The organism is Paenibacillus sp. J31P316 (assembly GCF_056269105.1).
Genome location: NZ_JBWDNI010000003.1, coordinates 771,270 through 784,365 on the forward strand (window position 1 = coordinate 771,270; position 13,096 = coordinate 784,365).

A 13,096-nucleotide genomic window follows, 5' to 3' on the forward strand; every position below is an offset into this window, starting at 1 on the left:
AGGCCTTCCGGCATAAATCGCCGGAAGGCCTTTTAAGTTAGGGAGCATCTCGGCAGCATCCGGCTTATCAGCCGATGTTGCTCTTGAGGCGGTATTCCTTCGGCGTGACGCCGTACTTCTTCTTGAACAGCTTGAAGAAGGTGCTTTCGTTCACGTAGCCGACGAGCTCCATGATTTCCTTGATGCTGAAGCTCTTCGTCTCCAAATATTCGCGTGCCCGCGTCAGCCGGACTTCGTTCAAGTATTCGCTGACGGAGACGAGTTCGCTTTGCTTGAACATGCGGCCGACGTAAGCGGAAGTCATCTTGAGCGTTGCGGAGATACCTTGAAGGCTGAGATTCATGTCCGCGTATTGCGTCTCGATGATATCCTTGATTGCCTCGATCAGCGCGGAGTTCGTGTCTTGTTCAGCCCCGCGGCGCTTCTCGTGAATATCAAGAAGGGTGGACATGAGCAGGGCGGAGATGTCTGAAAGCGTCTCTTGATCCAATACCTGCCTGCTGAGCGCGCTGAGATCGATGGGAAGGGCGGAAATCCGATTTTGATTGATCTCGCGAATCGTCGTCTTGATGACGTCGACCACATGCAGCACGCCATGAATGATCCGGTCATAATGACATTCGTGCAGCGGGGCGAGCAGCAGCTTCACGCTGGCTTCCATGGCGTTAAGATCGTTCGTCTTGATCGCTTCTGTCAGCTTCTTCTCGGCTTCCGTCGAGACGTTGTTCTCGGTATGCGCTACATTCGGTCTCACGAGATCCGGCGTAATGAGCGAGCGTCTGCCGAACAAGATCTTATACATGGCATAATGCAGCGCGTCTGCATATTGTTCGGTGATGGCTTCATGCGAGCGTTCGATTTCGCTGAACGAGAGCGAGAGCGATATTTTATAGTACTGCTGCACGATGTCCTGCAGCTGCCGGAGCAGGTCGGGAAGCTCCAACAGCTCCGATCCGAGCGCGCCTCCGCTGAGCAGCAGCACGAGATGGTCGCTTCGCGCATCGATCATTTCGCAGGAGATCTTTAGCGGCGCTAATATTTCCCCGGCAATATTTGCGGTGGCAAACGCGTACAGCTGGCGCTCGGACTCGCTCGTGCGCGAGAGGACCGAAGCATAATCGTCGGTTTTGACAACGACGACCAGGAACGGGCCTGCCGGATCCAGCTTCATTTCGTATTTGACGATGCAGGTCTCCAGTTGATGGCGACTGAAGGAAGAGCTGCCGGTCAGAATGCTTCGCAAGTAGGAATGGCGGACGATTTCCTTCTGTTTCTCTTTCTCGTCGGTCACGACGACCAGCTTCTCCGCCATTCGCCCGTAAACGTTGCCGACATAAGCAAATTCGTCCCGGATCGGTTCGCGCGCGTCCTCGAAGGAGACGCCGCCGTGCCGGGTAACGCGGGAGAGCAGCGCTTCGATCGGGCGATACAGCTTGTGAGCGAGTGCGAACGAGAAGGCTACGGCAAGCAGCAGGAAGCTGATGATGACGATCGTGAACGTTTCTCTCATTTGAGAGACACCGCCAAGCACGGCGTCATAAGGCTGCACGCCGATGACCTTCCATCCGGATACGCCCATTTGCAGGTAGCTGACGATCGTTTTGCCCTGGTGATCGAATTTATGGGAGAAGAAGCCGAAGTTCTCGCCGCCGTGCGATTGATCGCTGCTCAGGGCATAGCTGAGATCGTTCAGTTCGGGCAAATTTTTCTCGTCGCCGGAGAGGATGAAGCGGCCATCGTTGTCCATTAGAAAAATACTGGATTCATTGGGCGCGGAGAAGCCGTTTACGACTTTCAGGTTGTCGAAGACCCATTCCGGCTTGACGTTCAGCACGATCGCGCTTTCACGGTCGTTCATGCTCGTGAACGATTCATAGATAACGACGGAGAAGAAGTCGACCGTATTCGCGCGGCCGCTGAAGTTCATTGGAATAAGCTGCAATTGCGGCAGCTTTTCGGGCTTCTTGATCATTTCGACCAGCCGGCCGGCCATATAGCTTTGTTCCATGCGGTCCGCGAGCGGCCCTAGAGCGTAGCTCTTGTCGCTGTGCCCGTTGTACACGAGTATGGAATGCAGAAACGACTGGGAATCCATCGCTTTGTTCAACTGATTGATGGAGTAGATGAGATCGATGTCTTCCTGTTCCGTGGTGGACATCAGGGGAAAATAAAACCGCTCGTCATTATAGAGCGACAAGGCGATATTGTTGATGATTTCCTGCATGAAGGTCAAGTTGTGATTGATTTGGTTCATGACCTTGCCGTTGGCTTCTCGCTGTATCTGCAGCACGCGGTGCTCCGCGCTGTAATGAATAACGGCTGAGGAGAGTGACAGGAGTATGACGAGCAAGATTGAAATGGAAAGCAGCATGCGCAGCAAGTAGCGCTTGGATTTGTAGAATTGCAGCATTCTCATCTTTTCTATGTCCCCCTCAAACGACTAGACTGTTTACTCTTAGCATTACACACGGGCGCGTGTATTGCCACTATGATATTTGCGAATCCCTGCGCAGCAATTGATGAAATTCACAGCCCTCGCAGCAGTGCTGGCCAAAACGCGCAGTTGGCGCCGGAACAGGACTTTGGCATGCTTTTATAGACAAAGAAGGGAGCAGACGGAGATGGAAGACAGGAATGCCAAGTTGGAATTTTATGTAAGTTCAATACATGGGGACACAACCGGGGACGGCTCGCAGCTGCGGCCATGGAACAGCCTTGCGGAGGCGCGGGACGCTGTCAGGCAGCAACGGGCTTCGGGGCATGCAGGTCCGGTGAAGGTATGGATAGGGGAAGGCCGTTATTTGCTGAACGAGCCGCTGACGTTCACGGCCGTGGATTCCGGGGCTGGGGGCGAGGGCCGCACTGCTTACTGCGCTCTTCCGGGCAGCGCGCCGGTCATATGCGGCGGACGCAGACTTACGGATTGGGAGCCGGCAGGAGACGGTGTCTATCGCAGTTTCGTGGGTGTCGAGGAGCTCCGTTCCTATGGGCATACGCTGTTCGAGAATGGGGAGAGAGCCTACGAGGCGCGAAGCCCGAAGCAGGGGTATTACGTGGTGGCGGGCAAAGGCGAAGGAGACAGCGGCGATGGACGCGGATTTCGGTTCGATCGCGGCGACGTGCCGCCGATTGAGGATGCTGCGAACAGCGGCTTGAAAGTGTTCATATGGCCGGGGGAAGGCGAGTGGAACTGGTTCTCGGAGACGAAGCCGGTCGCTGCCGTCGATTGGGATAAGGATACGGTTTCCTTTCACGATCCCGCGCCTTGGGGCATCGACAAAGGCTCGCGTTATCGGCTGCAAGGGGCGCGGGAGCTGCTGACGGAAGGCGGGGAATTTTACCGGGACGAGCGGGAGGGCTGTCTGTATTACATGCCGCGCTCGCTGCCGATCGAAAAGCAGGATATCGTGCTGCCGCTGATGAAGCGAGTTATCGATATCGTCGGCGGCGAAGGGCCGCTGGGACGGGCCGGTTCGGTAGGCGAAGCAGGGTTGCTGGATGAAACGGGGATGATAGATGAAACGGAGTCGAGAGACGAATTCGTTCGCCACCTGGAATTCCGTGGGCTGACGATAGAAATGTCGGATTTCGTTCCCTCCTACCGGATGCCGGATTCTAATCAGGAGCGCATGGAAGCAAGGGAGGCGCTCGTTCGCCTGGAGAACGCGGAGCGTATCACGATTGCGGATTGCGTTCTGCGTCACGCGGGCCTCAGCGGCATCCTCCTGAACAGGCACTGCGCGGACATCCGAATCGAGAACAACGTCATCGAGCATCTTGGGTTCAACGGTATCTATGCGATCGGCTTCGCTCCGGGCGAGGGGGATTTTGGGAGCGTGGCGGAATCCGATGTTAACCGCGGGCATGTAATCGCAGGCAATACAGTGCGTACCGGGGGCGAGCTGATCGGTCACGGCACGGGCATTCAACTGTATCAGAGCGGGAACTGCACGATCGACGGCAACGTCATCAGCGGGATGCCGCGGTACGGCATCTCGCTCAAAGGACTTCGGTACAAAGCGATGGAGCCTGCGTATTACGGAACGGCCGTTACGTGGGAGAACCATTGGGATTTGCTCCATGCGCGAAATAATCGAATCATCCGCAACGACATTTCGGACGTGATGAAGGACAGTCAGGACGGCGGCATGTTCGAGGCATGGGGCGCGGGACTCGGCAATGAGATCGTCGGCAATCGGTTCCATGACAGCGGCATCTATTTCTCCGTCGGCTACGGCATTTATTTGGATGACGCCGCGGACGGCTTCCTCGTATCCCGCAACGTGGTCCATGATTTATACGGTTCCGGTAAAGGCTCGCTTTGGTTCGTGATTTTCGCTAAAGGGGTCGACAACGTCATCGAGAATAACTTGCTCGTCCGCAACGGCGCCAAAGCGGCGATCGGAACGCAGGAAATGGCCGACGAACCGAATCGCGATCTGACCGTGCGCCGCAATGTCGTCCTTGATTCCGGCGAACAGCTGTATCACTTCATCAACTGGGGCGACGAGCGGCTGAAGGAGGCGGACTTCAACCTGTTCTACCGCTCGGACGGCGAGGCTCCGACGGTAAGCGGCTTCCGCGGCGGCGATACGTACGGGAAAGTACCGATTGCTTGGGAGGAGTGGCGTGCCTTTCTCGGCGGGCGGTTCGATGAACATACCCTGTCAGTTGCGCCGTTGTTGGAGGAACCCGAGCGAGGGGAATTCCGCTTCAGCCCGGATTCGCCGGTGTGGTCGTTGGGCTGGCGGGCGTTGGAGACGAAAGACTGAACGCAGCGGATGCGCGAGGAGAAGCCAGCGAAATGCAAACGGATAAGGGCCGAAACTCGGCCAATGAGCGAGATGTAGTGCACTGGGTGCACCACATGGCGGACTAATCGACAGGCGAACGAATAAGGGGTGCCCCTAAGCCAACGGCTTTTTGGGACACCCCTTATTCGCGGGCCGAATTCGGCAGCGGTGCCGAATTCGTCCAACCGATTCGATCTTACGATCGAATTCCAACCGGCTACCCTCCCTGCGGGTCCGTTTACTTCGCGAGCGCGGACAACTCGGCGAAATCTTCGTCGCTGAGCGTAATGCCAGCCGCTGCGATGTTTTCCTCCACATGCGCGACGCTCGAGGTACCCGGGATCGGCAGCATGACCTTGGAGCGTTTTAGCAGCCAGGCCAGCGCGATTTGGGACGGCTTGGCATCGTATTTCTTCGCGATGGCGTCAAGCGGTCCGCCTTCCTTGGCCAATGCGCCTGTCGCGAGCGGGAACCATGGGATGAACGCGATATCGTTCGCTTCCGCGTAGTTCAGCACGTCCTCGGACTTGCGGTCGGAGAGGTTGTACAAATTTTGGACGGAAGCGATCTTGGCGATCTCGCTCGCGGCGATCAGCTCCGCCACGCTTACTTGGCTCAGTCCGATGTGGCGGATTTTGCCTTCCTGTTGCAGGAGGACAAGCTCTCCGAGCTGCTCCGCGAGCGGCACCTTCGGATCGATGCGGTGCAATTGAAACAGGTCGATGCGCTCCAGTCCGAGATGGCGAAGGTTCAGTTCCGCCTGTTGGCGCAAATACTCCGGCCGGCCCAGAGGACGCCAGTCGTTAGGGCCGGAACGGCTTAGGCCTGCTTTGGTCGCGATAACAAGATCATCCTTGTACGGATGAAGGGCTTTGCGGAGCAGCAAATCCGCGGTGAACGGACCGTAGGAATCGGCCGTGTCGATGAAATTCACGCCGAGCTCGGCTGTCCGCTTCAAGACGCGGACGGCTTCGTCCGGATCCTTCGGATCGCCCCAGACGCCGGGACCTGTCAGTTGCATCGTACCGTAGCCCAGACGGTTGACGGTGAGCTCGCCGCCGATTGCATACGTGCCGGAAGCGGCAGCGTTATGTTGCTGAATTGTCATTGAGATTCCCTCCGATTCGAATGAAAGATTCCTATTCAATTGCCTGTGAAGCCGGGTTGTCGCCCTGTGCCAAGATTGTAGTCCAGCCGCCCGGCAAAAGCAAATCAGAGGGGCTGCCGGCTGAGACAACTTAGTAGAAATAGAGTCGGTTTACAGCGGACTCGTGAGGTGCATGCCGAACATGGCCCAGGCAAAAAAGAATAACCCGGCGCGCAAGGCGCCGGGTTATTCTTCATGAACAAACTGCGTATACGCGAGCGTCTACTAGGACAGCTAGGCTGCGATATTGGGGACTAGTGATAGATTAGCGTTTTTTGCTGCGAGTGCGAGTACGGGAAGCCGGTTTCTTGGAGGACGTTTTCGCGCGTTTGCTGGAAACGCGGACCATGACGTCTTTCTCGGTGTAAACGCAGGATTTGTGGTAAACCGGGCAGCAGTGATGTTGTTTGACAACCTCTACCGCTTGGACGACGTTCACCAATTGCGGGTGGTAGTAATCTTCATATAAGGTGACAGGTGGATCATAGACAGTTTGTGTAGGGCAGTCTGGACAGAAATGATCCGAATTCGGGTTCATTGCGTTCGCTGGGCTGACATTGTTCATGGGGTGCATGTAGCTCATCTCGTTCACTCCTCTCTCGTTCGATTCTGTATATCCTATGTCGAGAGAAGGGAAGTTGTCTGTATGAATGCCATGGTAGGACATCGGCCCTCGGGGACAGCTGAAGGGGAGCAACATATGCCGGGTAACGTCTGCCGCGGGTACGGCGATCCCGAGTCGGCTTCTGGCGCCGCATCCGCACCGGGTTCGGCACAGCGTCTCGGCTTTTAACGCATCCGTCTCTTCCGCCGCCGCGTTTCGCTCTGAAGGCATTCGCCACTTCCGTCGCCGCGTTTCGCTCTGAAGGCATTCGCCACTTCCGCCGCCGCTACGACAGCTCCGGCTCTTGATATCGCCTGGCCAGCCGCCATTCGCTCGGCGCCAAGCCGAAGCGCCGCTTGAACGACCGGCTGAAATAGTGGATGCTCTGGAAGCCGCAGGCTTGCGAAACCTGCTGCACGCTCATCTCCGAATGGAGCAGATATTCCGCGGCGGCATTCAGCCGCAGCTCGTTCAGGTAGCCGAACGGCGTTTTGCCGGTCTGCTGCTTGAACAAGCGAACCAGATAGGAAGGGTCATAGTGCGTGTAGTCCGCGATGGTCTGCAGGGTGATCGGCTGCGGGAAAACCGACTCCAGGAAGCGAAGCACCTCCGCCGCAAGCGCCTCGCCGGAAGATCGGGCAGGTGCGGGCTCGCGCGCCGCGGCGCCGCTGCCGATCAAGATGAGCAGCTTGCGCAAGTCGGATAGCAGCGCCTCCCGGAACAGGTCCCAAGGCAGCGCATCCTCGGCTTTCATGAGCATGCCGACGGCATGGAAAGCTGCCAGCAGCGCGGGATAGGGGGCGGCATCCCAGTCGATGGCGCCCTGCAGGCCGTTCCATTTGTAGATGACATCTACCGCCGGGAGCGGGTCCGAATCTTCCGTATGAAACTCCGCATACCAGTAGCGCAGCGAATGCGAGCGCTGAACGAGCTGATGCGGCGAGTTCGGCAGAATGACGAACAGGGCCGTCCCGTCCGCCTTGTAGGTGACGCCGGACCATTCGAGATCCGCCTCCCCTTCGAGAATGCAGAGCAGCTCGCAATAAGGGTGGACGCCTCCGGCGCGATCCCCGATCCTGCCGACGGCTTCGGCGAATCCGTTGCTCCTGAGCTTCATGACGTTTCCTCCCTTAGATGTAATGTCAATGATGTGCAAATGATACTACGCAATTGCAGTGCTGTATACGGCGAAAAGATCAGCTGTTTCAGTAGGAGGACAATAGAGTGCAAAGACTTCCGGCAATGAAAGCGCTTATCCTTAGGGTATCATCCGCGGCACGAAGAAGTGCGCGGAATCCAAGGAGATGAGCAGCTCATGAAAGCATTGCAAATTGACGGCGTCGGCGAGCACAGAATCGTCGAGGTTCCGATTCCGGCTATTATGGACGACCAGGTGCTGGTCCGCATTCATCTCGTCGCGACATGCCCACGATGGGACATCGCGATGCTCGGCGGCAAGGATATGTTCGACGCGACCCGCGGCCCGGACTATCCGCTGCCCCCGGGCTTTCCCGGACATGAGGCGGTCGGCGTCGTCGAGGCGGTCGGCGCTTCCGTGCAAGGCTTCCAGCCAGGCGACCGCGTCGCGGCGCTGGAGCATTTGTTCCCGGGGCAAGGCGCATATGCGCAATATTTGGCTTACCGGGAGCGGGATCTGCTCAAGCTGCCCGACTCCGTGAGCGACCGGAAGGCCGTGTCGACGGAGCTTTTGAAATGCATCGTGTTCGGGCTCGACCAGTTCGCGGATCTGAGAGGCAAAAGCATGCTGATCGCAGGCCTCGGCCCGGCTGGAATGCTGGCCATGCAGGTTGCCGCGCTATGGGGCGCGCATGTGACGGCCATCGATGTCAGCCAAGAGCGTGTAGATGCGGTGAACGCGCTCGGCATCGGAACGGCCGTCCATGCGGATGAACTTGGCGACCGGCGCTTCGATCTGGGCTATGACTGCGTCGGGGCTGCGGCATCCGTACAGAACGTGCTGGATCGGACGAACGAGCATGTCGTTATTTTCGGCGTGCTTCGCGGCAGCTTGGCGTTCCGGGATTCGTTCTGGGGAGGCGGCCTTAAGCTGGAATCGTTCAGGGGGCGGCCGGTGAATGAACGGTACCGCGAACTGCTGCTGGATCTGCTGACCCGTCCGTCGTTTAATACGGAATGCCTGCAGTCTCGGCAAATGTCGTTCCGCGATTACACGGAGGCCGTTAACGTGCTCAAGGCGCAGGGAGCGGTCAAGATTTGCTTCGATCCGCAGGAGATGGCTGAATAAGGGAATAGATGTTAAAGAGGAGGAAACCGGGATGAAAGCACAAGCCGTCGTATTCGACGATCGCAATAAAGTCTCGTTCAGAGAGGTGGAGATACCGGAACCCGGCGAGCGCGACGTCGTCGTCGAGGTGGAATATTCATGGATCAGCATCGGTACGGAATCGTCTTTCCTGCGCGGAGAGCGTATCTCCGGCGAGGTGCCTTACAAGCCCGGCGATCCGTGGCCGTTTCCGATTTCGGCGGGCTACCAGAAGGTCGGCAGAGCGGTTCAGGTCGGCAGCGCCGTCACGCATATTAAGCCGGGGGACCGAGTATTTGCATCCGTAAGCTGGATCAAAGGGATGCACTTCGATTTTGCCGGGCATGTCAATCCGGCGGTGACCGACGGAGGCCAGGTATGGAAACTGCCGGAAGGCGACGTGCCGCCAATTGCGTACTCCGGCGCCGTCTTGACGCAGGTCGGCTACAACTGCGGCAGCCGGCCGCCGGTAGAACGCGGCGAGACCGCCGTCGTGATCGGCGATGGGCTGGTCGGACAATGGGCCGCGCAGACGCTGCATAAGCGAGGTGCTTCCGTATACATCCTGGGGCATCGGGAAGAGCGGCTGCGGCTGGCGGAAGCCGGCGGGTATGCGGTTCCGCTGAACGGGCGCATCGCCGACCCCGCAGCCGAGCTTCGAGGCGCCGGCGCTTCCATCGGCATCGTCGTCGACACGGTCGGAAGCCTCGATACGTTCCGCCGACTGCAGCCGCTGATGAAGCACGACAGCCATCTCGTCTCGGCAGGCTATCTTGGCGAGAACGGAACGATCGACATTCAGACGCTTCGCGAGCAGGAAATCACGCTGCATACGCCGTCGGGCTGGAGCACGCCGCGCATGGACGAGACCATTCGGGGTATCTCCGAGGGCTGGCTGCAGACGGAATCGCTCATTACGCATCGCTATTCGGCGAGCGACGCCGCGAAGGCCTGGGAGCTGATATCGACGAAAGGAAGCCCATGCCTGGGCGTCGTGCTGGAATGGTAATTGCAATGGCGGTTTGCTGAGATTAATGCGCGTTAGGCTAAGAATAATGGACGGGCGTCTTTAAAACTTCGTCTTCTGGGTAAATAGAGTATGAGCTTGCTAGATCCATTACTCATATTCGGGAGGCTGAAGATCATGACGAAACCATTAAACAGCTATCGGCATGTCGTAGGCGTGTTTGAGTCGGAACAAGCGGTAATCTCGGCGATTGAGGACTTGAAATCCATCGGATACACATCGGATCAGATATCGGTTATTAGTCGGAGCAAGGATGAAATGAGTGCTATTCAGGAGGAAACGGGAACGAACGCGCCGGATGGCGCATTGACCGGTGCCGCAGCCGGCGGTGTGCTCGGTGGCGTAACCGGCCTGCTTGCGGGTCTGGGGCTTCTGGCGATTCCGGGCATCGGGCCGCTGCTGGCCGCGGGACCGATCGTAGCTACCATCACGGGTGCGGCAGTCGGCGCGGGAGCAGGCGGATTGGTCGGCGGGTTGATCGGTCTCGGCATTCCGAAGGAAGAAGCGGAGCTTTACAGCGATTATGTCGACGATCATAAGCTGCTGGTCTTGGTCGAAGCGGTCGGCGCGCAACGAAATCTGGCGCAGGATGTTTTCCGCCGCTACGGCACCTTGAACTCGGATATGTACGTTCGCATGGACGGCAAAGACCGCGAAGATCTTGTGGATGCAGCATCGTACGGCGACGCTGGCCTGCGTGCGGACCGGAACCGGAACCGCGGCGGCATGCTCGATTCGCGGGAGATCGATGCCAATACCGGCGAAGTTTATGACGATACGCCGGTTATCGGCGCCGGACCGGAAGGTACGTTCAGGCAGCGTTAAGAGCGCTGCGGCAGACTTCGGTTGTAATCAGCAATCAAGAACGGAAGCCGACCTTGACGGGTCGGCTTCTCATCATACAGAGAAACCGCTGTATTTTAAGGGAGTTCAGTAAGCGGCGAAAGCAGCCAATCATGCAACGTGCATTCGGGCTGGAGCTTTACGGTTGTCAGCGTTGCTATTCCACAACAAATACAGCTAAATAAACGCTAACGGTTCCGACTGACGTTATTGGGCGTAGGTGGGCTGATTGACACGGGAAAATCTCGCAATAAGCCTCCTGACAACCGTTGGTTAACTAAAAGGAGCATTTGAAAGCGATTAGCCATCCGCGCAACCGTTAGCTGCAGGGTGTTTAGGTTCATTTTCCAAGCATGACTATAATTGCGTGCATCGGCACTTAACAACCCCAAAGAGTTCCGCGATTATGCTATTTTCTCGACATGCTGGGAAGCCGACCTTGACCGGGTCGGCTTCTTTGTCATAGGCAGCGCCTGAGCTTATCGGCATCAGTCTTGGGACATCCGTAGGACTAACGTGTTCAAGCATTCCATATACTGGTTATAATAGAGGTACATTCGGGATGCGGAAGGCGGGGAAGGCGAATGAAGCGTTGGCTGTTCGTAATTGGGTTCGCGGCGTTGGTCGTATATGCGGCACTTGGATTCGATGGCGGACGATCCGCTTCTTTTTCGCTGTCGCCGCCCGAACTGACGCTGGACCAGCTGCGCGCTTCCATCGCCGACAGGCTGGCGGAGAGGGATACCGACATCAGCTTCGAATACGGCGGGAACCGCGAAGAGCTGTCCGAGCGAATCGGCTCGCTGCTCAAGGAAGCGTTCGCCGAGGACGATTACACCGCCTATAACGTGGAGTCGTATCTCTACACCATACGGACATGGGGCACTTCGGCCAAAATCAAACTGTCGGTCACCTACCGCGAATCCGCCTTGGAGACGGCGGCGGTCGACGAGCGGATCCGTCAAACGCTGCCGGCCATCTTGAAAGGCGCGACCACCGACCGGCAGAAAGCGCGGGCCATCCACGACTGGATCGTCACGCATGTAGCGTACGACACGAGCTTGCAGCGCTACACGGCTTACGACGCCTTAATGTCTGGCTCCGCGGTGTGTCAGGGCTACACGCTGCTGGCTCATCGGATGATGGCCTATGCGGGACTGGAGTCCAAGATCGTAGAGGGCACCGTAGCCTCCGGCAGCCATGTATGGAATCTCGTCCGCATCGACGGCGAATGGTATCACATGGATGCGACATGGGATGATCCCGTTCCCGACCGTCCGGGCATTGCGGGCGAGACGTATTTTCTGAAGACGGATGCGGAGATGAAGCGGGATCATCAATGGAAATCGCTGTAGCAAGCTGCTATAGCTGCTGCCTCCTCTGTATCCGCTGTCGGCAGTAGCCTCTAGAATGATTCGAAAGTGTTCGGCAGTAGTCGGCAGCGGTTATTCCGTCTCCCGTTCGGAGATGCGCACGGCCGCGCCAGCGGGGGCGGCCCGCCGGTATTCGCCTGGCGTCATGCCGAATCGGCGGCGGAACTGGGTGCGAAAATGCTTGCCGTCGGCGTAGCCGCATTCCAGCGCGATATCCCGAATCGGCGCGTCGCCTGAACGAAGCAGCAGGCTGCCGCGCTCCAGCCGGTACGCATTGACGAAGCCGGCGAAGCTGTCGTTCAGCTGCTCCCGGAATAACCGGTTCAAGGAGCTGCGGCTGATGCCGAGCTTCGCGGCCGCGTCGTCCAGCTTGATTTTATCGCGGTATTGCAGGTGGACGTATTCGACCGCCTCCTGCAATAGCCGCGTTTTTTTGCGGCTGGCGTAGTCGCGTTCCGTTGCTTGCTCGCCTTGCCGGCCAAGCTCCGCCAGCAGCGCGAGCAGGTAGCCCTTCAGCTTGATCAGGTAAGCCGGCTTCTTCTCCTCGTATTCCCGCAGCATCGCCTGCATGAGATACTCGATCTCCATGCCGTCGCTGGCATAATACTTGCGATTGGAGAACAGGGAACTCACGTCGTAGTCGACGAAACCCGGCATGATCATGCAATCTATCCATTCAAAATGCGGCGTGATCGGCTCGAAGGCATGCGTGTCCCCGGCCTGGATGACGAACACATCCCCCGCCCCCGCGCGAAAAGACTTATCGTTCAGCCGGTGAACCGCTTTGCCGGAACGGACGTAGAGCAGTTCCGCGAAATCATGCCCGTGCAGGCTGACGGATCTATACTGGCCATTGTTCAGGCGATGAATGCGGATTTGCTCTTCCGGGTGAATGTAGTTCGCATGCGTATACCGCGTATTTTCGGCCATCGGCCTCACCCCCGTATGATTTGATTCAATATACCCCGAACTTGACTCGATTCTCCCTCATCTTATCGTTGTATCCCCCTATAATGAGAATGTCA

General features: G+C 57.7%; 9 protein-coding genes. 5 read left to right on the forward strand and 4 right to left on the reverse strand.

The window, feature by feature from the left end:
* Nucleotides 1-67 precede the first annotated feature (67 nt).
* Nucleotides 68-2,416, reverse strand: a complete 2,349-nt coding sequence (locus AC0YNU_RS14310; RefSeq protein WP_475757546.1) for a helix-turn-helix domain-containing protein — start codon at nt 2,414-2,416, stop codon at nt 68-70.
* A 205-nt stretch (nt 2,417-2,621) separates the two neighbouring features.
* On the opposite strand from AC0YNU_RS14310, the gene AC0YNU_RS14315 reads away from it, so the two are divergent.
* Nucleotides 2,622-4,772: a right-handed parallel beta-helix repeat-containing protein gene (locus AC0YNU_RS14315; protein ID WP_475757548.1), complete on the forward strand. Its 2,151-nt coding sequence runs from the start codon at nt 2,622-2,624 to the stop codon at nt 4,770-4,772.
* A gap of 259 nt (nt 4,773-5,031) precedes the next feature.
* On the opposite strand, the gene AC0YNU_RS14320 is transcribed toward AC0YNU_RS14315, so the two are convergent.
* Together AC0YNU_RS14320 and AC0YNU_RS14325 are read right to left on the reverse strand one after the other, a co-directional pair.
* Nucleotides 5,032-5,901: an aldo/keto reductase gene (locus AC0YNU_RS14320; protein WP_475757550.1), complete on the reverse strand. Its 870-nt coding sequence runs from the start codon at nt 5,899-5,901 to the stop codon at nt 5,032-5,034.
* Nucleotides 5,902-6,830: 929 nt separating this feature from the next.
* Complete coding sequence (locus AC0YNU_RS14325) at nt 6,831-7,661, reverse strand: helix-turn-helix transcriptional regulator (protein WP_475757553.1); 831 nt, start codon at nt 7,659-7,661, stop codon at nt 6,831-6,833.
* A 198-nt stretch (nt 7,662-7,859) separates the two neighbouring features.
* Here AC0YNU_RS14325 and AC0YNU_RS14330 point away from each other — a divergent pair, with 198 nt between their 5' ends.
* The 4 genes from AC0YNU_RS14330 (at nt 7,860) to AC0YNU_RS14345 (ending at nt 12,053) form a co-directional block, all read left to right on the forward strand.
* Nucleotides 7,860-8,810 carry a zinc-dependent alcohol dehydrogenase gene (locus tag AC0YNU_RS14330; protein WP_475757555.1) on the forward strand — a complete coding sequence of 317 codons (951 nt, stop codon included), beginning with the start codon at nt 7,860-7,862 and terminating at the stop codon, nt 8,808-8,810.
* 31 nt (nt 8,811-8,841) lie between these two features.
* Nucleotides 8,842-9,837, forward strand: a complete 996-nt coding sequence (locus AC0YNU_RS14335) for a zinc-binding dehydrogenase (RefSeq protein ID WP_475757558.1) — start codon at nt 8,842-8,844, stop codon at nt 9,835-9,837.
* Between the two features lie 135 nt (nt 9,838-9,972).
* On the forward strand, nt 9,973-10,680 hold the full coding sequence (locus tag AC0YNU_RS14340) for a general stress protein (RefSeq protein WP_475757560.1): 708 nt from the start codon (nt 9,973-9,975) through the stop codon (nt 10,678-10,680).
* 602 nt (nt 10,681-11,282) lie between these two features.
* A complete protein-coding gene (locus AC0YNU_RS14345; RefSeq protein ID WP_475757562.1) occupies nt 11,283-12,053 on the forward strand; it encodes a transglutaminase domain-containing protein in 771 nt (256 codons plus the stop codon).
* Between the two features lie 90 nt (nt 12,054-12,143).
* Here AC0YNU_RS14345 and AC0YNU_RS14350 read toward each other — a convergent pair whose 3' ends face one another.
* Nucleotides 12,144-13,001: an AraC family transcriptional regulator gene (locus AC0YNU_RS14350; RefSeq protein WP_475757564.1), complete on the reverse strand. Its 858-nt coding sequence runs from the start codon at nt 12,999-13,001 to the stop codon at nt 12,144-12,146.
* Nucleotides 13,002-13,096: the final 95 nt, after the last annotated feature.